Here is a 23,213-nt window from a genome sequence, read left to right on the forward strand (position 1 = left end):
AGATGTCAAATCACCCAGCCATAGAGGAAACCAGCGCCAGGCGGCGCTGTGCGGCAGGGCGCGCGGCGGCGGCGGATTGCTGCCCGGTGAGCTTGAAAACGCTAACCAACTTTTCCAGCTTGCCCGCCTGGTCCTGCATGGACGCCGCCGCAGCGGCAGCCTGTTCCACCAGCGCCGCGTTCTGCTGCGTCACCGTGTCCATCTGCGTGATGGCCTGGTTGATCTGCTCGATGCCGGCTTCCTGCTCGCTGCCCGCCACCGTGATCTGGCCCATGATTTCCGTCACCTGGCGCACGCTGGCGACGATCTGCTCCATCGTGGCGCCGGCCTGGTTCACCAGCGTGCTGCCGGTGTTCACCTTGGCCACCGAGGAGTCGATCAGGGTCTTGATCTCCTTGGCCGCGCTGGCCGAGCGCTGCGCCAGGTTGCGCACCTCCGAGGCCACCACGGCAAAGCCGCGCCCTTGTTCGCCGGCGCGCGCCGCTTCCACTGCCGCGTTCAGCGCAAGGATGTTGGTCTGGAAGGCGATACCGTCGATTACGCTGATAATGGCTTCGATCTGCTTGGCCGAGGCATTGATGTCGCCCATGGTGCGCACCACCTGCGCCACCACTTCGCCGCCCTGGGTGGCGATGGCGGAGGCGTTCACGGCCAGCTGGTTGGCCTGGCGCGCATTTTCGCCGTTTTGCTTGACGGTGGAGGTCAGTTCCTCCATCGATGAGGCGGTTTCCTCGAGCGAGCTGGCCTGCTGCTCGGTGCGCGAGGACAGGTCCAGGTTGCCGTCGGCGATTTCAGCCGACGCGGTGGCGATCGTATCCGTGCCGGTGCGCACCTGGCCGACGATGTCGAGCAGCTTTTCGTTCATGTGCTTGAGGGCGCTGGTCAGCTGGCCGGTTTCGTCGGTGGACAGGACTTCGATCTGCTGCGTCAGGTCGCCCTCGGCGACGGCGTTGGCGATCCTGACTGCTTGCGCCAGCGGTACCGAGATGGAGCGCACCAGCCAGTACCACATGCCGGCCGCCAGCAGCACGCCGGCGGCGATGGCGGCGACGGCCATGAAACGGAACGCCGTATAGCGGCTTTGCGCGCCTTCGAATTCGCTCTTGCCCACTGTCAGCTGCAGCGTCATCAGTTCACGCAGGCTTTCGCGGGCGGGCGTGAACAGCTTGCTCATGGCGCCCTTGAACAGGGCGTCGGCCTGTTCGGCGTTGTGGGCCTGGACGGCTGCCACGGCCGGGGCCAGCGCTTGCTCGTAGTAGGCTTTGCGGCCGGTTTCATAGCCTTGCGCCAGGGTCTTTTCCTCCGGCGTCAGGTAGGTCGCCATGTAGGCGGTCCATTCGGCGTCGGCCTTGTCGATATGCTTGCGCAACTCCGCCAGATTGGCCGCCGCCTCTTCCGGGCCGGCGCCCACGGCCTTGGCGTAGCGTACCTGGCTGCGCAGCTGCTGTTCCATCACGGACGACAGCATGCCCATGGCCACCAGGCGGTCGTCGTACACGGTCTTGAGCGAGGCGTTGGTGCTGCCCAGGCTGTACAGGCTGGCCGCGCCCATGGCCAGCAGCAGCAGCGACAGAAAGCCCATGGCGAAAGTCAGGCGCGTTCTGATAGTCAGGTTCTTCATGATGTAGTCTTGATCTGGTGAACTTGCAGCGGGGAGGGGCTGCAACCGGCAAGGCGCCGGAAACCGGATTCGCGCGGGGGCGGGGCGCGAAGGGCGCTGGCCGCAAGGCCAGCTTCACCTTCAATATATTCTTAGCATCATGGTGTTGTCATTGTACTTTGGTGCAATTCTCTCCAAATGTCACAATTTCACGGTTTTTCACGATGCGTTGCGCTAACGCATCGTGTATTGCTTGGGGTTAGCCGGTGTTGCGCAGGCCTGCCGCCACCCCATTGATGGACAGGTGGATGCCCCGGTGCACGCGTTCGTCCACCTTGCCCGGATCGTGTCCCACCGAGCGGTGGCGCTTGATCAGCTCCACCTGCAAGTGGTTCAGCGGGTCCAGGTAGGCAAAGCGGTTCTGGATGGAGCGCGCCAGCAGCGGATTGCCCGCCAGCCGCTCGCTGGCGCCGGTAATGCGCTCCAGGCAGGCCAGCGTGGCCGCGTGCTCGGCGGTGATGCGCTTGAATATGCGCTCCCGCAGCGCCGCGTCCTGCACCAGCAGCGAGTAGCGCGAGGCGATGGCCAGGTCGGTCTTGGCCAGCACCATGTCCATATTCGACAGCAGGGTGGCGAAGAAGGGCCAGTGCTGGAACATGGCGCGCAGCTGGACCAGCCTGGCATCGGCGCCGTCGCCTTCGCCTATCCAGCCGCCGATGGCGCTGCCGAAACCGTACCAGCCCGGCAGCAGCAGGCGGCACTGGCCCCAGGAGAAGCCCCAGGGGATGGCGCGCAGGTCTTCGATGCGGCGCGTGGACTTGCGCGAGGCGGGCCGGGAGCCCAGGTTCAGCTCGGCGATCTCGGCGATGGGCGTGGCGGCGAAGAAGTAGTCGGTAAAGCCGGGCGTGTCGTACACCAGGTCGCGGTAGGCGCGGTAGGCGCGTTCGGAAATCTCCGCCATCACGGCCTCGAAGCCCGCCAGCTGGCCCTGCTGCGCGTCGTCCGCCGCCGGCGGCATCAGGCTCGCTTCCAGCGTCGCGGCTACCAGCAGCTCCAGGTTGCGGCGGCCGATTTCCGCATTGGAGAACTTGGAGGCGATGATTTCGCCCTGTTCGGTCAGGCGTATCTGGCCGTTCACCGTGCCCTTGGGCTGGGCCAGGATGGCTTCGTAGCTGGGGCCGCCGCCCCGGCCCACGGTGCCGCCCCGGCCGTGGAACAGGCGCAGCTTCACGCCGGCCTGCGCGAACACTTGCACCAGGCCCAGCTCGGCCTTGTACAGCTCCCAGTTGGAAGTGAGGAAGCCGCCGTCCTTGTTGGAGTCCGAGTAGCCCAGCATGACTTCCTGCTCCAGGCCCTGCGCTTCGACCAGGCGGCGCACCAGCGGCAGCGCCATCAGCCGCTGCATGATGCCGGCCGCGCGCTGCAGGTCGGGGATGGTCTCGAACAGCGGGATCACCATCAGGTCCAGCGCGCTGCCCTGGTCCGTTGTGCGCAGCATGCCGGTTTCCTGCTGCAGCACCAGCACCTCCAGCAGGTCGGACACGGTCTCGGTGTGCGAGATGATGTAGTTGCGCACGGCCCGCGCGCCGTAGCGCTGGCGGATCTCGCGCGCGGCGCGCAGCACGCCCAGTTCGGACTCGGTCTCGGCCGAGTAGCTGATGTAGGGCGAGTACAGCAGGCGCGGCTGGCCCAGCTCGGCCAGCAGCAGCGCCACCTTGGCCTCCTCATCCAGCTCGGCGTAGGCGGGCGCGGCGCCCGCCTTGGCGAACAGCTCGGCCAGCACGCGCTCGTGCACGTCCGAGCTCTGGCGCATGTCCAGCGAGGCCAGGTGGAAGCCGAAGATGTCGGCGGCGCGCTTGAGCGTGGACAGGCGCGGCTGCACCAGCATGGCGCCGTGGTTGGCGTTCAGCGAATCGATCAGGATCTGCAGGTCGGCGGCAAAGGCGGCCGCGTTCTCGTAGGGCTCGGCGTGGCCCACCTCCTGGCGCAGGATGTTGGCCGCGCCCAGGGCGCGCGCGGTGCTGGCCAGGCGCGCGTAGATGCCGATCAGCGCGCGCCGGTAAGGCTCGTCGCTGCGGTGGTCTGAGCTGTCGGTGGAGGAGTCGGCCAGCAGTTGCAGGGCCGGCGTACAGCGCACCATCAGCGTGGAGACGGACAACTCGGCGCCCAGCGTGTGCGTTTCGTCCAGGTAGAAGTCGAGGATGGTGGTGGCCTGGCGCGCCAGTGCGTGGCGCATGGTGGCGGCGTTGACGTTGGGATTGCCGTCGCGGTCGCCGCCTATCCAGCTGCCCATCTGCACATAGGACGCGGCGATGGCGCTGGGCGGGGCGTCCGGGCCGCCATACTGCGCGGCGATGTCGGCCTCGATGTCGTCGTACAGGCCGGGCAGTTCGCGCAGGAAGGTGATGCGGTAGTAGGACAGCGCGTTCTCGATCTCGTCGGCCACGGTCAGCTTGGAGTAGCGCAGCATGCGGGTCTGCCACAGCGTGGCCACGCGCGAGCGCAGCAGGTGCAGATTGGCGGCCTGCTCCTTGGGCGTGAGTGGCCTGTCGCGCTCGGCCAGCAGGCGGGCGATATCGTGCTCGGCGTCCAGGATGGACTTGCGCTGCACTTCGGTGGGGTGGGCCGTCAGTACCGGCGAGATCAGGGCCTGGCGGAAGAAGCGGGTCACGGTGGCTTCGTCCACGCCGGCCCCGGCCAGCTTGCACAGCGCGAAGCTGACGCTGCCCTGCTGCGGCCGGGAGCCGGCCAGCAGGTGGGCGCGGCGGCGGCGGATGTGGTGCTGGTCCTCGGCAATATTGGCCAGGTGCGAGAAGTAGGAGAAGGCGCGCACCACGGTGATGGTCTGCTCGCGGGTGAGGATCTTCAGCATGCCGTCCAGCTCTTTGGCCGCGCCCGCGTCGGCCTCGCGGCGGAAGCGCACGGCGGTCTGGCGTATGGTTTCCACCACCGCGTACATGTCCTCGCCCTCCTGCGCGCGCAGCACGTCGCCCAGCAGGCGGCCCAGCAATCGGATGTCTTCTTTCAGCGGCGCGTCCTTGTCGGCGCCGGTGTCTGCTGCGGATGCAACCATGGTATATGCCCTATGCATGATTCTCGAATGGGGCGCGCATGATAAAATTTGCAGTCTCGCAAAATATAAAACCATGCACGATACGAAAGAACAGGCTTTGAATACTTCCGATATGGCTCAAGAGCTTCCTTCCCGACTGGTGATCGCCTCGCGCGAGAGCCGCCTTGCCATGTGGCAGGCGGAGCATGTGCGTGCGCGCCTGTCGGCCTTGTATCCACAGTGTAGCGTAGAAATTCTGGGCATGACCACGCGTGGCGACCAGATCCTGGACCGCACCCTGTCCAAGGTCGGCGGCAAGGGCCTGTTCGTGAAGGAACTGGAAGTGGCCATGGCCGAGGGCCGCGCGGACCTGGCCGTGCATTCGCTGAAGGACGTGCCGATGGAGCTGCCGCAGGGCTTTGCGCTGGCCGCCGTGCTGGAGCGCGAAGACCCGCGCGACGCCTTCGTCTCCAACGATTACGCCTCGCTGGACGAACTGCCGCCCGGCGCGGTGGTGGGCACGAGCAGCCTGCGCCGCCAGTCGCTGATCGCGGCGCGCTATCCGCAGCTGGTGATCAAGCCGCTGCGCGGCAACCTGGACACCCGCCTGGGCAAGCTGGACCGCGGCGACTATGCGGCCATCATCCTGGCCGCGGCCGGCTTGAAACGCCTGGGCCTGCCGCAGCGCATCCGCGCGCTGCTGGAGCCGGAAAGCAGCCTGCCCGCAGCCGGGCAGGGCGCGATGGCGATCGAGATTGCTGAACGCAGCGACGGCCTGGACCTTATGCGTTTGCTCGCGCCGCTGAACCACCTGGCCACCGCGCAGGCCGTGACGGCCGAGCGCAAGGTGTCCAAGGTCTTTGGCGGCAGTTGCCAGGTGCCGCTGGCCGCCTACGCCACGGTGGAAAACGGCAGCATGTATTTGCGCGCCATGGTCGCCACGCCGGACGGCGCGCGCATGGCCAGCGCCGAAGTGCGCGGCGATGCCGCCAGCGCCGAACAGCTGGGGCAGGACGTGGCCGAGCTGCTGCGCCAGCAGGACGCCGTCGCCATCCTGGCCTCGTGCCTGGCCGACGCCGCCGCTGCCGACGCGGCCGCAGCCAATCCGCAAGCCGCGCCGCAAGCCGCGCCGCAGCCCGGCAGCCCCGATGACATCGCCCATACGCAGCCCGGCGAGCCCACCGGCGGTCGTTCCGGCGTCTGACGCGCGGACTCGCCAGCACCGGATGCCCGCCACCGTCGTCATTACCCGTCCCTTAGCGCAGGCGCAGCCGCTGGCTGCGCGCGTGGCTGCGCTCGGCCGTCCGGTGGAGGTGCTGCCGCTGCTTGAGATCGCGCCGCTGGCCGACAGCACGCTGCTGCAGTCCACGCTGGCCGGTCTGGCCGGCTACGCGTTGGTGGCCTTCGTGTCGCCCAACGCCATTGACGCCGCCTTCGCCCACATTAGCGCCTGGCCCAAGGGCGTGACGGCGGCCGTGGTGGGCGAGGGCAGCCGCGCCGCGCTGGCCGCGCACGGCGTGACCGACGCCAACGCCCATATCGCCAGCCCCGCCAATCCGGCCCATGCGGACACCGAGCACCTGCTGCAGGCGCTGGACCTGAACGCGCTGCGCGGCGCGCGCGTGCTGATCGTGCGCGGCGAGAGCGGCCGCGAGCTGATGGGCGACGCCTTCCGCGCCGCCGGCGCCGACGTCACCGTGGTGGCGGCCTACCGCCGCAGCACGCCCGCCATGACGCCGGCGCTGGGCGCCACGCTGGAGCGCCTGCTGGCGCACCCGGCCGACTGGGTCATCACCAGTTCCGAGGCGCTGCGCGGCTTGCTGCAGCTGGCCGCGCAGCTGCCCGGCGGCGCCAGCGCCGTTGTAAAGTTGCAACAACAGCATTTAATTGTCCCCCACGCCCGCATTGCCCAAACGGCAAACGGCCTGGGCTTCCATAGCATCACGCAGACAGGATCAGGCGACGAACGCCTGCTGGCCGCGTTACAATCACGTCCATGAACGATTTGCCTACCCAACCCGACCCTGTTGCGCTGCCCGACGGCGCGGCGGACAAGTCCCCGCCGGCCGCCGCCGCACCTGCTGCCGCCGCCCCAGCTGCTGCCGCCCCCGGCGTCGCCGACACCCTGCAACGCCCGCTGACCATCGCCGTCATCGTGCTCGGCATCCTGCTGGCCGCGCAGACCTGGTCTTCGCACAACCAGATGCGCAACCTGCGCGAAGAAATGGCGCGCCGCCTGCAAAAGGGCGATGTCGTCAATACCGAAACCGGCGCCCTGGCGCGCACCGTGCAGGAGAGCGCCAAGGAACTGCAGATTAAAGTGGCGCTGCTGGAAAACCGCCAGACCGAAGCCCAGAGCCAGCAACTGGCGCTGGAGCAGCTGTACCAGGACCTGTCCAAGAACCGCGACGAATGGGCGCTGGCCGAGATCGAGCAAGTGCTGTCGACCGCCAGCCAGCAGCTGCAGCTGGCCGGCAATGTGCAGGGCGCGCTGATCGCGCTGCAAAACGCCGACCGCAGCCTGTCGCGTTCGGACAAACCGCAATTCATCACCATCCGCCGCGCCATCGCCAAGGACACCGAGAAACTGAAAGCGCTGCCCAGCGTGGATTCGGTCGGCCTCGCGCTGCGCCTGGACAACGTGATGGCGCAAGTGGACACGCTGCCCATGCTGGCTGACGAGAAGCCCACGCTGCCCGCCGCGCCTGAAAAGAAAGTGCGCGTGGCCGCCAAGCCCGCCGTTGCCGGCAAAGGCGCCAAGTCCGTCAAGGAGGCCAGCGCCCCGGCCGAGGAAACCAGCCCGTGGCTGCACCAGGTGCAGGACGCGTGGAGCACCTGGAGTACCGACATGTGGTCCGACGTGCGCCAGCTGATACGCGTGCGCAGCGTGGATACGCCGGACGCGCTGATGCTGTCGCCGTCGCAAGCCTACTTCCTGCGCGAGAACCTGAAACTGCGCCTGCTGAACGCCCGCATGGCGCTGCTGTCGCGCAACGAGACCGCCTTCCGCGGCGACCTGATCGCCGCCCAGGAAGCGCTGGCCAAATACTTCGACACGCGCGCCAAGAGCACGCTGGCGGTGCAGGCGCTGCTGCGCCAGGTCCAGGGCAGCAACCTGGCCATCGAAATGCCGACGCTGGCCGACAGCCTGAACGCCGTGCGCAACTACAAAGCGAAGCCTTAAGCCATGCGTTTCTTCCTCTGGTTACTCGCACTGATGGCGCTGGCCATCGGCGTTGCCGTGACGGCGCGCTTCAATCCGGGCAATGTGGTGCTGTTCTATCCGCCGCATCGCATCGACCTGTCGCTGAACCTGTTCGTGGTGCTGATGCTGGCGCTGTTCGCGCTGCTGTACCTGGTGATAGGCGCTTTGCGCAGCACCATGCAGATGCCGGGCCGCGTGGCGGCCTACCGCCTGCGCAAGCGCGAGCGCGACGGCAACAAGGGCTTGCGCGACGCGCTCAAGGCCCTGTTCGAAGGCCGCTTCGGCCATGCGGAGAAGGCTGCGCTGCGCGCCGCCGAGCTGCCTGAAAACGCCGGCGTGGCCGCGCTGATCGGCGCGCGCGCCGCGCACCGCATGCGCCAGAACCACCGCCGCGACAACTGGCTGGCCCAGACCGCCGGCGACAACACGCTGAAAACCGCGCGCCTGATGACCATGACCGAGCTGCTGGTGGACGACCACCAGCCGGAAGCGGCGCTGGAAGCGGTGCGTGAACTGAACGCCAGCGGCACGCGCCATATCCACGCGCTGCAATGGTCGCTCAAGGCGCAGCAGCAGGCCAAGAACTGGCCCGAAGTGCTGCGCCTGGTGCGCTCGCTGGACAAGCACAAGGCGCTGCACCCGGCGCTGTCGGCGCGCCTGCGCGAGCTGGCCTATGACGATCTGCTGTCGGACAAGTCGCACGACGCCGAATCGGTGCAGCGCGTCTGGTCCACCATTCCGAACTCGGACCGCTTGAAACCCTACGTCGCCTGCCGCGCCGCCGCCGCCATGAACGCGCGCGGCCTGCACGACGCGGCGCGCGTGGTGGCCGAGGAAGCGCTGGCCGCCAACTGGGACGACCGCGTGGTGCGGGCCTACCGCGAAGCAGCCGCCCCGGCCGGCACGCCGGCCCTGCTGGCCCAGATCGAACATTGCGAGCGCTGGATACAGGAACGTCCGACCGACGCCGAGCTGGCGCTGACGCTGGGCTCCCTGTGCCTGAAGCAGAAACTGTGGGGCAAGGCCCAGCGCTACCTGGAGCAGGCCTTGTCGGACGCGGAAGACCCGCGCATGGTGCGCGAGTCGCACCTGAAGCTGGCGCAGATGCACGAAGCGCTGCAGCAGCCCGAGGAAGCGGCCAGCCACTACCGCCAGTGCGCGCTGGCCACCATCCTGTAAATGCCTGCCATTCCCTGAAGAGCCCGTCCTTGCGACGGGCTTTTTTCTGCGCCGTTTCCTGCTGCGGCGCACAAGTGCTGTCCACTTCGCTATAATTACGCGGTTAGACTATCCAAAAGCAATCTCCCAGCATAGCAAACGAGGAAAATATGAGCCTGAATAAAGTATCGTCCGGCCGCGACGTGCCTAACGACTTCAACGTCATCATCGAAATCCCGATGAACGCCGATCCGATCAAGTATGAAGTGGACAAGGAATCGGGCGCGATCTTCGTCGACCGCTTCATGGGCACCGCCATGCACTACCCATGCAACTACGGCTACGTGCCTAACACCCTGTCCGACGACGGCGACCCATGCGACGTGCTGGTGATCACCCCGTTCCCGCTGATCCCGGGCGTGGTGGTGCGCTGCCGCGCCATCGGCGTGCTGAAAATGAGCGACGAAGCCGGTGAAGACGCGAAAGTGCTGGCCGTGCCGGTCGATAAAGTGCTGCCGATCTACAAACATTGGCAAAAACCGGAAGACCTGCAAGACCTGCGCCTGCAGCAGATCCAGCACTTCTTCGAGCACTACAAAGACCTGGAGCCAGGCAAGTGGGTGAAAGTGCAAGGCTGGTACGGCCCGGAAGAAGCCAAACAGGAAATCCTGAACGGCGTGGCCAACTACAACAAAGAAAACGCAGCTGGCTAATTGCCCGCTTGCCGGTGAAGAACACCCGTGCCGCAAGGCCGGGTGTTTTTTTTCGCCGGTACGGAATCTTTGGCGCGCGATCCGGTCTATCCATCTACAGCAAGCGTAAGCTGTGGGAGGAGAGCATCATGACTATGTCACGAATCGAGAAGCGTGCCTGGCAGACTTATTTCGATGGGGTTGCCCGGCAGCTCGAGGGCATGAGCGCCGAGATCGACGTGGAGGCGATGTCCATCGGCAGCCAGGTCGAGGCTGACTGGGTGCCGCTGCTGGGCATCAGCTACGATCCGAAAAGCGATGCGCTGTCGATCGCGGTGGAAGGCCTGGGCCATATGATCCGCAAGCCCGAGACCATTTTCGTCGACGTTGAGCTGGGCCGGCTGGCCAGCATGGAAGTGATCGACGGCGACAATGTGCGCCACATCGTCAAGCTGCGCGATCCCTTGCCGCTACCGCCACCCTGATTCTAGAAGTACTTGAGCCAGGCGTTGCCGCTGCTGCGCTTGTACCGGCCGAACCAGCGCGTGGGCAGGTAGAGCAGGGCGGCCAGCAGCGCGCTGGCCAGCCACAATTGCCACACGGCGTTGAATTCGTAGCGGCCGCTGCCTGTGCCTTGCAGCGCCGATGCGATGCGCTGCAAGGCCAGCAGCGCATACAGGTGCAGCAGGTAGTAGAACAGCGGTGCCCCGCCGAACACGGCGCAGGCGCGACGCCATGCCGCCGCCGGTGCCGGGATGGCGCGCGGCTGCGGTTCCAGCCACGCCAGGACCAGCATGCCGGCTCCCAGCGTGAGCAGCAGGAAGTCCAGCGAGGGCGGGTACTTGGTGAAATTAAGGAAGGACATGGCGCTGTGCAGCGTGTCCGTCCCCTGTGCCCATGGCAGCGCTTCGCCATAGATGTTGAAGGTGCGCAGCACCAGCAGCAGCGCCGGCGCGGCGGCGCCAGCGGCCAGCAGCACGCGCACGCGGCGTTGCGGCGCCATCGTCCTGCTGTACAGCGGCCCGGCCGCGTAGCCCAGCAGGATCACCCCTATCCAGGCCAGCAGCGGATAGCTGATGCGCACCTTGACCGCGCCGTCGCTCGCCAGGTAGCCGCGCTGCTCCAGCACCGTCCACAGCATGTGGCCTGCGCCGCCCGGCTCGAAGCCGGCGCCGAAAGACGCGGCCAGCTGCGCCAGCGTGGGCAGGGCGTTGTGGCCCGCCACGATCAGCGCACCCAGCGCGGCCAGCCAGCGCAGCGGCAGCCGGTGCAGCAAGGCCAGCGCAATCATGGACAGGCCGATGGCCCACATCACTTGCAGGTAGAGCACCGGTCCCGGCCACTGCCCGGACCAGGCGAAATTGATCACCACCAGTTCCAGGAACAGCAGCAGCGCGCCGCGCTTGAGCAGGAAGCCGGTGGCGCTGCGCGGGCCGCCGGGCGGGTGCGCGTACAGCCAGGCGGCGAGGCCGGTCAGGAATACGAACAGCGGCGCGCAGAAGTGCGCCGCCAGCCGCGTGAAGAACAGCGCGGGCGGCGTGCTGGCGGCGTCCATGGGATCGCTCACCTGGTGGCTGAGATAGAAGGTTTCGCGCACGTGGTCCACCGTCATCAGCAGCATGATGATGCCGCGCAGGATGTCGATCGACGCCACGCGGGCGCTGGAATTGTTGGCGGTCATAGTCAAAAGCGGTAGGCCAGGGAAGCGGTGATGGTGCGCGCGGCGCCGGGCGCCACCCACAGCTGGCTATAGGCGCTGGCGTAGTAGGCGCGGTTGAACAGGTTGTCCACGTTGAGCGAGAGGCGCAGGCGGGGCGTGGGGGCGTAGGCGGCCAGCAGGCGCGCGGTGGTGTAGGCCTGCAGGCGGAAGCTGCTCGACACGGCCACGTCGCCCAGGCGCCCGCCGGCGTAGCCCAGGCCCGCGCCGAGCGTGGCGTTGCCGCCGCTGCCGCTGGTCCGGAAGGTTTGCGACAGCAGCACGTTGGCGCTGTGGCGCGGCACGTTGGGCAGGCTGCTGCCGGTGCGGATGGTGTTGTCGCCCTTCGTTACGCTGGCGTCGGTGTAGGCATAGGCGCCGGACAGGCGCAAGCCGCCAGCCAGTTGGCCGGACACGTCCAGCTCCACGCCCTTGCTGGCGACTTCACCGGCCGCGATGGCGAAGTCCGTGTTAAGCGGATTGGTGGTCAGCACGTTTTTCTTGGCGATGCGGTAGAGCGCAAGGGTGGCGTTCAGGCGTCCGTCCGCCGTGTCGGCCTTGGCGCCGATTTCGTAGGCGCGGCTGGACTCGGCCGGGAAGGCGTGGTTGTCGATGCTGATGCCGCTGTTGGGCCGGAAGCCCTTGGCCGCGCTGGCGTACAGCGAAACCTCCGCCGCAGGCTGGTACACCAAGCCCACGCGCGGGCTGCTTGCGCTGAGTCCCTGTTCGTTGGCGGCCGCCGTGCGGCGGTTGATGACCTGCTGGCGATAGCTGTCGCGCCGCACGCCCAGCAGCGCCTTCCATTGCGCGCCCAGCGACAGCTGGTCCTGCAGGTAGACCGCGTGCGCACGCTGGTGCTCCAGCGTGTCGATGGACAGCGTGAGCGGATCGGCCACGGCGCCGTACACCGGCGCGTGGATGTCGATGGCGTAGGGATTGCCCGCGCCCGGATTGCGCCGCAGTTGCAGGCGTTCGTCGTCGAAGCGGTAGCCGTCCAGGCCGAACAGCAGCTTGTGCGTCACCGCGCCGGTGGCGATTTGCCCCAGCAGTTCGGCGCGCGCCGAACGGTCGGTGGCGGAGAAGTCGCGGTAGCGGCGCTGGCGGCGCAAGGTGCGGCCGTCGGCCAGCAGGTTGTTCGCTTCGCTGGAATACCCGGCCAGCGAACTGTCGCGGTAGGACAAGCCGGTTTGCAGCGACCACGCAGGCGACAGCTCGTGCTGCACGAATAGCTGATGGCCCAGTGACTTCACCGTCATGCCGCCGTCGCCCGGTTCGCCGAGGAAGCGCGACACCGGCACCGCGCCCAGCTTGCCGTTGACGGCGAGCACGCCACGGTCGAACGGCGACTGTTGGCGCGCCGCTTCGATTTCGTAGGAGACCGTAGTGGCGGGGCCGATCAGCCAGAGCAGCGACGGCGACAGAAAGTCGCGCTCGCTGTGCAGTGTGTCGCGGAAGCTGTCGCCCTGCTGGTGGGCGGCGTTCAGGCGGTAGGCCAGCGTCTCGCCGAACGGGCCGGTCAGATCGGCGGCAGTGCGCCAGGTGCTGAGGCTGCCGGCGGACGTCTCCACGCTGTACTGCGGCGCGAAGCGCGGCTTGCGGGTGAGGATGTTGACGGTGCCGCCCGGATCGCCTCGTCCGTACAGGGCGGACGCCGGGCCTTTCAGGATCTCCATCGACTGCGCGCCCGCGATGTCGCGCATGCCGTTGTAGCCCCGGCTGGAACTGAAACCGTTCACCATGTAGTCGGAGCCGAAATTCGGATCGCCCGTGAAGCCGCGCATGGCGTAGCTGTCCCACAGGCCGCCCAGATTGCTCTGCGGCGCGATGCCGCTGGCCAGTTCCAGTGCGGACGACAGTGAGGTGGCGCCCGCGTCGCGCAGCAGGTCGGATGTCAGCACGCGCACGCTCTGCGGCAGGTCTTGCAGCAGGGCGTCGGTCTTGGTGGCGCCGGCCGCGCTCAGGCTGCGGTAATTCTGGCGCTGGCCATTGATGGTGACGCTGCCGGCCGGCTCGCCGCCGTCCGCGCCGGCCGCCGCGCATGGCAACGCGCAGGCCCACGCCGCCAGCGCGGCCACGGATTTCCTCCTGAAACGCAGGGTGCTCCAGCCTTCAAAATTGGCGGGGCTGAGATTGATCAGTGTGGGTTTTTCCGGGCCGGGCAGGCGGGTGTGGTGGACGGGCATGGGAGTATCCATTAATGCAAGAGGGTTGCAATAATAGTTTTACTCGCCGATAAATGCAACTCGATTGCATTTATGGTTAAAAAAAGCGGATTACTTCTTGCTGCAGCGTGGACAGATTCCCTTGATGAGGAAGTCCACTTCCTCGCTGACGAATCCTTCCGGCATTTTCACGCGGCGCGGCAGCGGCACGTCGTTGAAGCAGGTGATGGCGTCGCAACTATTGCACTGGAAATGCGCGTGTTCGTGATTCTGCTGGCCCGCGCCGGCGGAGAAGCGCCACACCTGGTCGGCGCCCGCGATGCGGTGCGCCAGGCCGTTTTCGGTCAGCCATTCCAGCACGCGGTACAGCGTGACCGCGTCCAGCGGCTCGCCGGGCAGGTGGGCGTGGATCTCGTGGTGCGTCATCGCCTCCTTCTGTTTGAGCAGGTAGGACAGCACCCGGGTACGCGGCTGGGTCAGGCGCGCGCCGGTGTCGCGTATCAGCGATTCGGCTTGGGAGATGAGGGACGGAGACATGCGCATATTCTATCACGCAGCCCTCAAGCCATCCGGCAGCCGTCAGGCCAGGAACTCCAGCAGCTGGCGCGTGAACTGGGCCGGCGCTTCGACGTTGGAAATGTGGGACGCGGGCAGGGCGGCCACGAGGGCGCCGGGGATGGCGCTGCGCAGGGCTTCGGCGTCCGCCACGGTGGTGACCGGGTCCGCCGCGCCGGCGACGATGAGGGTGGGCGCGGTAATGGCGTGGATCTCGGCGCGCAGGTCGGCGCTGGCCAGCGCGTCGCAGCAGGCGGCGTAGCCTTCGTAGTTCTGGCCGCGCAGCTTGTTGGCCATGGCGTCGGCGACGGCGGGCTGGTGCTGCACAAACTCGGGCGTGAACCAGCGCGAGGCGGCGCTGTCGGCAATCGCGCCCAGTCCTTGCGCGCGCACGGCGGCGGCGCGGGTTCGCCAGCCGTCCGCCGTGCCGACGCGCGCCGCCGTGTTGGCGAGTATCAGCCGGTTGAGGCGCTTGGGCGCGTGCACGCCCAGCCATAGTCCGGTGACGCCGCCCATGGAGATGCCGCAGAAGTGGGCTTTTTCGATGTCCAGGTGGTCCAGCAAGGCCACCACGTCCGTACCCAACTGGTCGATGGAGTAGGGGCCGGGCGGGCTGGCGGACAGGCCGTGGCCGCGCGTGTCGTAGCGGACCAGGAAGTAGCGGCCGGCCAGCGCGTCCGCTTGCTCCTGCCACATGCTCAGGTCCGTGCCGAGCGAGTTGGAAAACACCAGCGCGGGCAGGCTGCGGTCGCCCTCCGTGCGGTAGTGGATGCAGGTGTCGTTGATGATTGCGATAGGCATGGTGGTACTCGTTAGTTCATTGCGGCCGGTTTGCGTTTCAGGACGAAATAGGCGAACAGCCCTATCAGGATGCCCCAGAAGGCCGAGCCCAGGCCGAGGAAGCTCATGCCGGATGCGGTGGCGAGGAAGGTGATGACCGATGCTTCGCGATGCTGCTCGTCCTCGACCGCGCCCATCAGGTTGGAGGTGATGGCGCCCAGCAGCGCCAGGCCCGCCAGCACCGCCACCAGTTCTTTCGGCAGGCTGGCGAACAGCGCCACGATGGTGGCGGCCAGCGTGCCGCCGATGATGTAGAACACGCCGTTGGCCATGCCGGCCACGTAGCGGCGTGCTGGATCTTCGTGCGCGTCCCGGCCGGTGCACAGCGCCGCCGTGATGGAGGCGATGACGATGGTGATGCCGCCGAAGCAGGCCACCGCCAGCGAGGCGATGCCGGTGGCGCCCATGATGGGCTTGGCGCTGGTGTGGTAGCCGGACAGCTTGAGGATGGCCATGCCGGGCAGGAACTGGCCGCTCAGGCTGACCAGCACCAGCGGCAGCGCGAAGCTGAAGGTGGAGCGCCAGCTCCATTCGGGCGTTATCCATTGCGGCGCGGCGGCGGCGATGCGCACGCCGCCCAGGTCCGCCGCGCCGGTGGTCCACGCGATTGCTGCGCCGGTCAGCATCACCACCACCACGGCGTAGCGCGGCACGAATTTTTTGCAGACGATGTAGCTCACCACCATGCCCACCGCCAGCACGGGCAGTGTGGCAATGGATTTGAAGGTGTTCACGCCGAACTGGAACAGGATGCCCGCCATCATGCCCGCCGCCACGCCTTTCGGGATGTGGCGCAGCAGCTTGTCGAAAGAGCCGGACAGGCCGATCAGCAGTATCGCGGCGGCCGCCGTGATGTAGGCGCCCACCGCCTCGTTGATGCTCATGGCGGGGAACAGCGTCACCAGCAGCGCGGTGCCGGGCGCGGACCAGGCGGTGATGATGGGCGTCTTCAGCCGCCAGCTGAGCCACAGGCCGGACAGGCCCGCGCCCAGCGAGATGGCCCAGATCCAGGACGACATCATGGCCTGCGAGGCGTGCGCCGCGCTGGCAGCCTGGAAGAAGATCACCAGCGGGCCGGAATACGAAATCACGACCGCGAGGAAGCCCGCCAGCACGGCCGAGAGCGACCAGCCGCGCACGGTCAGCCCTGGTCGCCGCCACCGACCGGCAGCACGGTGCCGGTGATGTAGCTGGCTTCGTCGGAGGCGAGGAACAGGATGGCGCGCACCTGTTCGTTGATGGTGCCGTAGCGGTGCATCAAGCTGCTGGCGATGGTCTGGTCCACGATGCCCTGATACCAGACCTGTTCCTGTTCGCTGAGCGGCTTGGGGTTGCGCGGCACCTTGCGCGGCGGCGCCTCGGTGCCGCCGGTGGCCACGGCGTTCACGCGGATGCCGTCCTGCGCGTGCTCCAGCGCCAGGCTGGCCGTCATGGCGTTCACGCCGCCCTTGGCTGCCGAGTAGGGAATGCGGTAAATGCCGCGCGTGGCGATGGACGACACGTTGACGATCACGCCGCGCTGCTGCTCTATCATGGCCGGCAGCACCGCGTGGCAGCACCACATGGTGGGGAACAGCGAGCGGCGGATTTCCGCTTCGATCTGCTCGGCCTCGTACTCCTGGTAGGGCTTGGCCCAGATGGTGCCGCCCACATTGTTGACCAGCACATCGACGCGGCCGAAGGCGGCGATCGCGGCGCACACCATCTCGCGCGCGCCGGTGTGCGTCTCCAGGTCCACTTCGCAGGCGATGGCCAGCGCAGCGGGGAAGTCGCGCCCCGACTGCACCTCGGCCAGCACTTCCAGGACCAGCGGCGAACGGTCCGCCAGTACCAGCGATGCGCCTTCGCGCGCGGCTTCCAGCGCCACGCCGCGTCCTATACCTTGTGCGGCACCGGTAACGATGACGACTTTATCCTTGAATCGCATATTCATGCTCCGCTGCTGGCCGAGAATTTTTCGAAATAGAAGTTGGCTGGCGTCACGCCCACGTCGCCCAGCCAGGTGCGCACCGCATCCACCATGGGCACGGGGCCGCACAGGTAGACGTCGGCGTCGCCACCGTTCAGCCAGGACGGCTCAACGTGGTGCGTGGCGTAGCCCTTGCGTGCATGCGCGCTGGCCTGGTCGGCCACGCAGGTGAGGTAGCTGAACTGCGGATGCGCGGCTGCGATGCGGTCCAGCTGCTCCAGCGCCACCAGGTCGCAGTCGCGGGTGACGGCGAACACCAGCCGCACCGGCTGCGGGAAGCCGTGCGCCGCCAGCACTTCCAGCATGGACAGGAAGGGCGCGATGCCGGTGCCGCCCGCCAGCATCAGCACCGGACGCTGCACTGGACGCAGGTAGAAGCTGCCGAAGGGGCCGGAGAAGGCGATCTTCTGGCCGGGCTGCGCCGCGTCCGACAGATAGCTGCTCATGCGGCCGCCCGGCACGTTGCGCACCACGAAGGAGGCTTGCTGCGAACCGGGCACGGAGCTGAAGGAATAAGAGCGCGTGAGCGCGGTGCCGGGCACTTCCACGTTCACGTACTGGCCGGGCAGGAAGTCCAGCGCGTCCGGCTGCGCCAGTTCGATCGAGAAGCGCAGCGTGGACTCGGACAGCACTTCCACCGAGGCGATGCTGCCGGGGTGGCTGGCCGCCGCCGTCTTGCAGGACGCGGAGGTGGCGGGAATCTTGATGACGCAGTCCGACGTGGGGCGCATCTGGCAGTTCAGCACGTAGCGTTCCGCCGCGTCTTCCGGCGTGAGCGCGTCTTCGATATAACTGGATTCGGGCATGTCGTAGCTGCCTGATTCGCACAGGCCGCGGCAGGTGCCGCAGGCGCCGTCGCGGCAGTCCAGCGGAATGTTGACCTTCTGGCGGTAGGCCGCATCGGCCAGCTTTTCATTGGGGTTGCAGCTGATGAAGCGGGTCACTCCGTCTTCGAACTGCAGTGCGATGGTATGGCTCATGTCCGTGCTCCAGACTTTAAATATGGTAAATGTCGATAACCTGATTGATGTAGTCGTTTTTCAGCACGACGTACTTGTTCAGGATCTTCGGCGCCGCGCCGGAAAAGTCGATCACGTAGCGCGACATGCCGAAGTAGCTGTAGTCCGTCTTGTAGCGGTGGCTCAGCGTGTACCAGTTGAAGCGCACCGTGCAGACCGCGCCGTCCTGCTTCTCCAGTTCCACGTTGGCGATGTTGTGGCTGGTGCGCGTGTCCGGCATGGTGGCGCTGGAACGCTCGGTCTTGATGCGGAACACGCGGTCTTCCAGGCCCTGGCGGGTGGGGTAGTAGATCAACGAGATTTCGCGTTCCGGATCGGAGACCAGCGTGTCGTCGTCGTCCCAGGCCGGCATCCAGAACTGGGCGTCCGGGTGGTAGCAATCCAGCCACTCGTCCCACTGCTCGTCGTCCAGCAGGCGGCTTTCGCGGTACAGGAAAGCGGTGATGCCATTGATGTCGATGCCGCTCATTTCTGCTCTCCCTCGGCGCGCAGCGCCTGCTTCATCACATCCAGCCAGTAGCGGTGCTGCACCGTGTACAGGCCTTCGTCTTCGGTCTTCACGCCGCTCATCACTGGCTGCAGGCCGATCTCCTTGGCCGCGTCGTCCGCGCCTTCGATCCAGTGCGTGGAGCCCCGGCACATGTCGTTCCATTCCATGGCCTTGCCCGCGTAGCCCTGCTGGCAGGCGCGGAATTCTTCCAGGTCGTCCGGCGTGGCCATGCCGCTGACGTTGAAGAAGTCCTCGTACTGGCGGATGCGGCGCGCGCGCGCTTCGGCCGGTTCGCCTTTCGGGGCGATGCAGTAGATGGTCACTTCGGTCTTGTCCACCGAGATCGGGCGCAGCAGGCGGATCTGCGACCCGAACTGGTCCATCAGGTAGACGTTGGGGTAGAGGCACAGGTTGCGCGAGCGCTCCACCATCCAGTTGGCGGTGGCGGTGCCGAACTTGTCCGCGTACTCGCCGTGGCGCGGGTAGTTGGGACGGTCCTGCGGGTTGGCCCACTTGGTCCACAGCAGGATGTGGCCTTGCTTGAAAGCGTAGAAACCACCGCCTTGCTTGCCCCATTTTCCCGCGTCCATGGCCTTGATCTTGTCCTCGCGGCCGTTGGCGGCATCCGCCTCGGCTTCCTTGCGGCGGCTGGTGGTGGCCGCGTAGTTCCAGTGCACGGCCGAGACGTGGTAGCCGTCTGCGCCGTTCTCGGCCTGCAGCTTCCAGTTGCCTTCGAAGGTGTAGGTGGACGAGCCGCGCAGCACTTCCAGGCCGTCCGGCGACTGGTTCACGATCATGTCGATGATCTTGGCCGCTTCGCCCAGGAACTCGGACAGCGGCGCCACGTTCTCATTCAGGCTGCCGAACAGGAAGCCCTTGTAGTTCTCGAAGCGCGCCAGCTTTTTCAGGTCGTGCGAGCCTTCCTTGTTGAAGCACTCGGGGTAGCCTGCTTCTTCCGGGTCTTTCACCTTCAGCAGCTTGCCGCTGTTGTTGAAGGTCCAGCCGTGGAAGGGGCAGGTGTAGGTTGCCTTGTTGCCGCGCTTGTGGCGGCACAGCTGCGCGCCGCGATGGCTGCAGGCGTTGATGAAGGCGTTCAGCTCGCCCTGGCGGTTGCGCGCGATGAACACGGGCTGGCGGCCGATGTGGGTGGTGTAGTAGTCGTTCACATTGGCCACCTGGCTTTCGTGCGCCAGGTAGATCCAGTTGCCCTCGAAGATGTGCTTCATCTCCAGCTCGAACAAGGCTTCGTCGGTGAAGGCGCTGCGGTGCAGGCGGAAGTCGCCTTTCGCGTGGTCTTCCACCAGGTAGTCGTCCAGGCTCCTGGCCTCGGACTTGACGGGAATGATAGGGATCATGACGTTCTCCGTTCAGGCGGCGGCGCGGACGCGTTCCACTTCGGCTTCCGGCGCGGCTGGGTGCTCGCCGTACAGGCGGAAATCGAAGTCGATGCTGGAGTAGGGCTGGCGCAGGTCTTTTTGCGCGATAGCGGCCGCATCGGTCACCTTGCTCACCGCCGGCACCAGGCCTTCGCGGCTGGCGAAGGCGAAGTCGTCCCATAGGTATTCGTCGCCGTCGATATTGATCTGCGTGGTCAGCTTGCGGTGGCCGTCGGCGGTGACGAAGAAGTGGATGTGGGCGGGACGCTGGCCGTGGCGGCCCAGCTGGTCCAGCAGGGTCTGGGTGCTGCCGCCCGGAGGGCAGCCGTAACCCTTGGGCACAATGCTGCGGAACTGGTAGCGGCCTTGCGCGTCGGTGAAGATGGTGCGGCGCAGGTTGAAGTGCGACTGCGTCGAATCGAAGAAGGAGTAGTTGCCCATCAGGTTGGCGTGCCACACTTCCACCTTGGCGCCAGGCAGCGGCTTGCCCGCTTCGTCGTAGACGGTGCCCTGCATGAACAGCACTTCGGCCTCGGCGCTTTCGCTGCCGTCGTCCAGGCGTGCAAAGCCTTGGCTTTCCGGCGCGCCGGCCACGTACAGCGGGCCTTCGATCGTGCGCGGCGTGCCGCCTTGCAGGCCGGCCTTGGCTTCGGCTTCGTCGGCGCGGATGTCGAGGAAGCGCTCCAGGCCAAGGCCAGGGGCCAGCAGGCCCAGTTCATTGGCCTTGCCTGCGTTGGTCAGGTACTCCAGGCCTTTCCAGAATTCGCTCGGCTGGATGTCCAGGTCTTCAATCGCTTTGCACAAGTCTGCCACCAGGCGCGCCACTACGGCCTGCACGCGCGGGTTGGCCGGGCGGGTTGCGGTGTCGATGATCCAGCTCTTTACCAGCTTGTCGATGTCGTTATGTGTCATGTCAGTCTCCGTCTAGTGGGTGTGGTTAAAGGTCGTTGCTGCGGATTGAAGATGGATGGCGGCACAGCGGCATCACCTCGATCTTCATGTAGGGGAACAGCGGCAGCGTGGAGAGCAGGGTGTGCAGCTCGTCGATGCTGGCGGTGTCGAAAATGCTGATGTTCGAATACTGGCCGGCGATGCGCCACAGGTGGCGCCACTGGCCGCTGGATTGCAGCTCTTGAGAATACGCCTTCTCGCGCGCCTTGATGGCGGCTGCTTCGGCTTCGGGCAGGGCGGATGGGATATTCACATCCATGCGAACGTGGAACAGCATGGCAATTCTCCTTAGTGGCGGCGCAGGCGGCCGAGTTTGTCGGTGTCGACTGCAACGCCCAGGCCGTGGCCGGTGGGCACTTGCAGCATGAAGTCCTTGTAGACCAGCGGCTCCTGCAGCACTTCTTCGGTGAGCAGCAAGGGGCCGAACAGTTCGGTGCCGAAGGACAGGTCGGCGAAGGTGGAGAACAGGTGGGCCGATGCGGCCGTGCCCACTCCGCCTTCCAGCATGGTGCCGCCGTACAGGGCCACGCCCGCCAGTTGCGCCACGGTGGCGACCTGGCCCGCTTGCACCAGGCCGCCGGACTGGGTGATCTTCACCGCGAACACGTCCGCCGCCGCGCTGGTGGCGTAGTCGTAGGCGGTGAGCGGGCCTTGCAGGGCTTCGTCGGCCATCAGCGGCACCGAGAAGCGCTGCGCCAGGCGGGCCATGGCGGCCTTGTGGTGGGCCGGCACCGGCTGCTCGATCAGGTCCACGCCGCCCGCTTCCAGCGCGGTGATGGCTTCGATCGCCTGCAGCTCGTTCCAGGCCTGGTTCACGTCCACGCGGATGCTGACCGCGTCGCCCAGGGCGCGTTTGATGGCCAGCACGTGGTTCACGTCGTCGGCCACGGCGCGCGCGCCTATCTTCAGCTTGAAAATGCGGTGGCGGCGCAGTTCCAGCATTTTTTCGGCTTCGGCGATGTCCTTGGCGGTGTCGCCGCTGGCCAGGGTCCAGGCCACGGGCAGTTCGTCGCGCACGCGGCCGCCCAGCAGCTCGCTCAGGGGGATGCCGAGGCGGCGGGCCTGCGCGTCGAGCAGCGCGGTTTCGATGGCGCACTTGGCGAAGCGGTTGCCCTGGATCGCCTTGCGCAGCTTGGCCATGGCCTTGGCCACCTGGCTCGCCTCCATCCCGATCAGCAGCGGCGCGATATGCGTGTCGATATTGGTCTTGATGCTCTCGGGGCTCTCCTCGCCGTAATTCAGGCCGCCGATGGTGGTGGCCTCGCCCCAGCCTTCCACGCCGTCGCCGCAGCGCACGCGCACCAGCACCAAAGTCTGCGTGCTCATGGTGGTCACGGACAGCTTGTGCGGACGGATGGTGGGGACGTCCGCGAGGATGGTTTCTATGCTTTTGATCATATCTTATCCGTATAGTCGGTATAATTCGAAGGGATAACACCACGATAAACCCTTGAAAAAGCGTCGTCCAACACTGATTTGGTATCGCGTCAATACTTATAAGGTATAGAGATGGAGATCCGGCATTTGCGCTACTTCCTTGCTGTTGCCGAGGAGAAAAACTTCACGCGGGCCGCGCACCGCCTGTTCATAGCGCAGCCGCCGCTAAGCCGGCAGATCCAGCAACTGGAAGAGGAGTTGGGCGTGGCCCTGTTCGAGAAAGGCTCGCGGCCGCTGCGTCTCACCGAGGCCGGTAATTTTTTTCAGGCGCATGCCCAGGTTTTGCTCGACAAGATGGCCGATCTGAAAACGATGACGCAGCGCGTGGGTAAAATCGAGCGCACGCTGTCGATCGGCTTCGTGGCGTCGACGCTGTACGGCCTGCTGCCGGAAATCGTGCGCCGCTTCCGCACGCAGTACGAGGGCGTGGAAATCACTTTCCACGAATTGACGACGATGGAGCAGATGCGCGCGCTGAAGGAAGGCCGCATTGACGTGGGCTTTGGCCGCGTGAAGTCGGAAGACCCGTCGATACGCCGCATTCTGCTGCGCGAGGAAAGGCTGATCGTGGCGCTGCCGGTGGGACACCGGCTGGCGGAACTGGGACGGCCGCTCAAGCTGCGCGAGCTGGTGGGGGAGAATCTGATCGTCTACCCGCGCAACCCGCGCCCCAGCTTCGCCGACCAGGTGCTGGCCATTTTCAGCGACCGCGCGCTGCATCCCGAGCACGTGATGGAAGTGCGCGAGCTGCAGATCGCCATCGGCATGGTGGCGGCGGGGCAGGGCATCTCCATCGTGCCGGACAGCCTGCAAGGCATGAAGCGCACCGATGTGCAGTATGTCGAAATCGACGACAAGCACGCGGTGTCGCCTATCCTGTTCAGCATACGGCTGATGGACAGGACCGAGGAAATCCGCAACATGCTGCAGATTATTTACGACGTCTACGAGTCGCGCGGCATCCCGCACGTGAAGGAGGAGTTGTAGGGCGGGTTAGCAACGCGTAACCCG

General features: G+C 66.4%; 21 protein-coding genes. 7 read left to right on the forward strand and 14 right to left on the reverse strand.

All coding sequences use genetic code 11. The features are described 5' to 3' along the window. Positions 1 to 10 precede the first annotated feature (10 nt). Positions 11 to 1,621 carry a methyl-accepting chemotaxis protein gene (locus KT882_RS30645; protein ID WP_187358847.1) on the reverse strand — a complete coding sequence of 537 codons (1,611 nt, stop codon included), beginning with the start codon at positions 1,619 to 1,621 and terminating at the stop codon, positions 11 to 13. Between the two features lie 238 nt (positions 1,622 to 1,859). Continuing rightward, entirely contained in the window at positions 1,860 to 4,691 is a 2,832-nt protein-coding gene (gene ppc / locus KT882_RS11870; protein WP_407682036.1) for a phosphoenolpyruvate carboxylase, read from the reverse strand. Between the two features lie 94 nt (positions 4,692 to 4,785). Here ppc and hemC point away from each other — a divergent pair, with 94 nt between their 5' ends. The 6 genes from hemC to KT882_RS11900 all read left to right on the forward strand — a co-directional run bounded on the left by hemC (position 4,786) and on the right by KT882_RS11900 (position 10,192). Continuing rightward, positions 4,786 to 5,856: a hydroxymethylbilane synthase gene (gene hemC / locus KT882_RS11875; protein WP_161074924.1), complete on the forward strand. Its 1,071-nt coding sequence runs from the start codon at positions 4,786 to 4,788 to the stop codon at positions 5,854 to 5,856. Between the two features lie 22 nt (positions 5,857 to 5,878). After that, on the forward strand, positions 5,879 to 6,652 hold the full coding sequence (locus KT882_RS11880; RefSeq protein WP_161074925.1) for a uroporphyrinogen-III synthase: 774 nt from the start codon (positions 5,879 to 5,881) through the stop codon (positions 6,650 to 6,652). Further along, positions 6,649 to 7,836, forward strand: coding sequence for a uroporphyrinogen-III C-methyltransferase (locus tag KT882_RS11885; protein ID WP_161074926.1), 1,188 nt, complete (start codon positions 6,649 to 6,651; stop codon positions 7,834 to 7,836). The genes KT882_RS11880 and KT882_RS11885 overlap by 4 nt, the downstream gene beginning before the upstream one ends. Before the next feature lie 3 nt (positions 7,837 to 7,839). Further along, positions 7,840 to 9,036: a heme biosynthesis protein HemY gene (locus KT882_RS11890; RefSeq protein ID WP_161074927.1), complete on the forward strand. Its 1,197-nt coding sequence runs from the start codon at positions 7,840 to 7,842 to the stop codon at positions 9,034 to 9,036. Between the two features lie 149 nt (positions 9,037 to 9,185). Then, positions 9,186 to 9,728: an inorganic diphosphatase gene (gene ppa, locus KT882_RS11895; RefSeq protein ID WP_161074928.1), complete on the forward strand. Its 543-nt coding sequence runs from the start codon at positions 9,186 to 9,188 to the stop codon at positions 9,726 to 9,728. A 128-nt stretch (positions 9,729 to 9,856) separates the two neighbouring features. Then, a complete protein-coding gene (locus tag KT882_RS11900) occupies positions 9,857 to 10,192 on the forward strand; it encodes a DUF5335 family protein (protein WP_228895891.1) in 336 nt (111 codons plus the stop codon). Positions 10,193 to 10,194: 2 nt separating this feature from the next. On the opposite strand, the gene KT882_RS11905 is transcribed toward KT882_RS11900, so the two are convergent. The 12 genes from KT882_RS11905 to KT882_RS11960 form a co-directional block, all read right to left on the reverse strand. Beyond that, complete coding sequence (locus KT882_RS11905; RefSeq protein WP_228895893.1) at positions 10,195 to 11,388, reverse strand: DUF1624 domain-containing protein; 1,194 nt, start codon at positions 11,386 to 11,388, stop codon at positions 10,195 to 10,197. 2 nt (positions 11,389 to 11,390) lie between these two features. Then, positions 11,391 to 13,586: a TonB-dependent siderophore receptor gene (locus KT882_RS11910; protein ID WP_228895895.1), complete on the reverse strand. Its 2,196-nt coding sequence runs from the start codon at positions 13,584 to 13,586 to the stop codon at positions 11,391 to 11,393. 90 nt (positions 13,587 to 13,676) lie between these two features. Next, complete coding sequence (locus tag KT882_RS11915; RefSeq protein ID WP_161074931.1) at positions 13,677 to 14,102, reverse strand: Fur family transcriptional regulator; 426 nt, start codon at positions 14,100 to 14,102, stop codon at positions 13,677 to 13,679. A gap of 42 nt (positions 14,103 to 14,144) precedes the next feature. Beyond that, positions 14,145 to 14,921, reverse strand: coding sequence for a 3-oxoadipate enol-lactonase (gene pcaD, locus KT882_RS11920; protein ID WP_228895897.1), 777 nt, complete (start codon positions 14,919 to 14,921; stop codon positions 14,145 to 14,147). A gap of 11 nt (positions 14,922 to 14,932) precedes the next feature. Next, positions 14,933 to 16,099, reverse strand: a complete 1,167-nt coding sequence (locus KT882_RS11925; RefSeq protein WP_228895900.1) for a benzoate/H(+) symporter BenE family transporter — start codon at positions 16,097 to 16,099, stop codon at positions 14,933 to 14,935. Between the two features lie 2 nt (positions 16,100 to 16,101). After that, positions 16,102 to 16,893 carry a 1,6-dihydroxycyclohexa-2,4-diene-1-carboxylate dehydrogenase gene (locus KT882_RS11930; RefSeq protein ID WP_228895901.1) on the reverse strand — a complete coding sequence of 264 codons (792 nt, stop codon included), beginning with the start codon at positions 16,891 to 16,893 and terminating at the stop codon, positions 16,102 to 16,104. Further along, entirely contained in the window at positions 16,890 to 17,909 is a 1,020-nt protein-coding gene (gene benC, locus KT882_RS11935) for a benzoate 1,2-dioxygenase electron transfer component BenC (protein WP_228895903.1), read from the reverse strand. The genes KT882_RS11930 and benC overlap by 4 nt, the downstream gene beginning before the upstream one ends. A gap of 16 nt (positions 17,910 to 17,925) precedes the next feature. Next, a complete protein-coding gene (gene benB / locus KT882_RS11940; protein ID WP_228895906.1) occupies positions 17,926 to 18,417 on the reverse strand; it encodes a benzoate 1,2-dioxygenase small subunit in 492 nt (163 codons plus the stop codon). Then, positions 18,414 to 19,793 (reverse strand): benzoate 1,2-dioxygenase large subunit, encoded by a 1,380-nt coding sequence (benA, locus tag KT882_RS11945; RefSeq protein WP_161074936.1) that lies wholly within the window; start codon positions 19,791 to 19,793, stop codon positions 18,414 to 18,416. The genes benB and benA overlap by 4 nt, the downstream gene beginning before the upstream one ends. A gap of 12 nt (positions 19,794 to 19,805) precedes the next feature. Next, a complete protein-coding gene (gene catA / locus KT882_RS11950) occupies positions 19,806 to 20,726 on the reverse strand; it encodes a catechol 1,2-dioxygenase (RefSeq protein WP_161074937.1) in 921 nt (306 codons plus the stop codon). 25 nt (positions 20,727 to 20,751) lie between these two features. Then, a complete protein-coding gene (gene catC, locus KT882_RS11955) occupies positions 20,752 to 21,042 on the reverse strand; it encodes a muconolactone Delta-isomerase (protein ID WP_161074938.1) in 291 nt (96 codons plus the stop codon). A gap of 11 nt (positions 21,043 to 21,053) precedes the next feature. After that, the gene (locus KT882_RS11960; RefSeq protein ID WP_161074939.1) at positions 21,054 to 22,163 is read right to left on the reverse strand and encodes a muconate/chloromuconate family cycloisomerase; all 1,110 of its coding nucleotides are present in this window, start codon (positions 22,161 to 22,163) and stop codon (positions 21,054 to 21,056) included. A gap of 111 nt (positions 22,164 to 22,274) precedes the next feature. Here KT882_RS11960 and KT882_RS11965 point away from each other — a divergent pair, with 111 nt between their 5' ends. Continuing rightward, complete coding sequence (locus KT882_RS11965; RefSeq protein ID WP_228895908.1) at positions 22,275 to 23,189, forward strand: LysR family transcriptional regulator; 915 nt, start codon at positions 22,275 to 22,277, stop codon at positions 23,187 to 23,189. Positions 23,190 to 23,213: the final 24 nt, after the last annotated feature.

Source organism: Pseudoduganella aquatica (assembly GCF_020865585.1).
GTDB lineage: Bacteria > Pseudomonadota > Gammaproteobacteria > Burkholderiales > Burkholderiaceae_D > Rugamonas > Rugamonas aquatica_A.

Coding starts and splice junctions, on each gene's coding strand:
- benA (WP_161074936.1), bottom strand. CDS start 19,793: ATGATCCCTATCATTCCCGTCAAGTCCGAGGCCAGGAGCCTGGACGAC.
- KT882_RS11900 (WP_228895891.1), top strand. CDS start 9,857: ATGACTATGTCACGAATCGAGAAGCGTGCCTGGCAGACTTATTTCGAT.
- ppa (WP_161074928.1), top strand. CDS start 9,186: ATGAGCCTGAATAAAGTATCGTCCGGCCGCGACGTGCCTAACGACTTC.
- KT882_RS11965 (WP_228895908.1), top strand. CDS start 22,275: ATGGAGATCCGGCATTTGCGCTACTTCCTTGCTGTTGCCGAGGAGAAA.
- KT882_RS11880 (WP_161074925.1), top strand. CDS start 5,879: ATGCCCGCCACCGTCGTCATTACCCGTCCCTTAGCGCAGGCGCAGCCG.
- catC (WP_161074938.1), bottom strand. CDS start 21,042: ATGCTGTTCCACGTTCGCATGGATGTGAATATCCCATCCGCCCTGCCC.
- ppc (WP_407682036.1), bottom strand. CDS start 4,691: ATGCATAGGGCATATACCATGGTTGCATCCGCAGCAGACACCGGCGCC.
- KT882_RS11885 (WP_161074926.1), top strand. CDS start 6,649: ATGAACGATTTGCCTACCCAACCCGACCCTGTTGCGCTGCCCGACGGC.
- hemC (WP_161074924.1), top strand. CDS start 4,786: ATGGCTCAAGAGCTTCCTTCCCGACTGGTGATCGCCTCGCGCGAGAGC.
- KT882_RS11890 (WP_161074927.1), top strand. CDS start 7,840: ATGCGTTTCTTCCTCTGGTTACTCGCACTGATGGCGCTGGCCATCGGC.
- KT882_RS11960 (WP_161074939.1), bottom strand. CDS start 22,163: ATGATCAAAAGCATAGAAACCATCCTCGCGGACGTCCCCACCATCCGT.
- catA (WP_161074937.1), bottom strand. CDS start 20,726: ATGACACATAACGACATCGACAAGCTGGTAAAGAGCTGGATCATCGAC.
- KT882_RS11930 (WP_228895901.1), bottom strand. CDS start 16,893: ATGAATATGCGATTCAAGGATAAAGTCGTCATCGTTACCGGTGCCGCA.
- pcaD (WP_228895897.1), bottom strand. CDS start 14,921: ATGCCTATCGCAATCATCAACGACACCTGCATCCACTACCGCACGGAG.
- KT882_RS11905 (WP_228895893.1), bottom strand. CDS start 11,388: ATGACCGCCAACAATTCCAGCGCCCGCGTGGCGTCGATCGACATCCTG.
- KT882_RS11910 (WP_228895895.1), bottom strand. CDS start 13,586: ATGCCCGTCCACCACACCCGCCTGCCCGGCCCGGAAAAACCCACACTG.
- KT882_RS30645 (WP_187358847.1), bottom strand. CDS start 1,621: ATGAAGAACCTGACTATCAGAACGCGCCTGACTTTCGCCATGGGCTTT.
- benC (WP_228895903.1), bottom strand. CDS start 17,909: ATGAGCCATACCATCGCACTGCAGTTCGAAGACGGAGTGACCCGCTTC.
- benB (WP_228895906.1), bottom strand. CDS start 18,417: ATGAGCGGCATCGACATCAATGGCATCACCGCTTTCCTGTACCGCGAA.
- KT882_RS11915 (WP_161074931.1), bottom strand. CDS start 14,102: ATGTCTCCGTCCCTCATCTCCCAAGCCGAATCGCTGATACGCGACACC.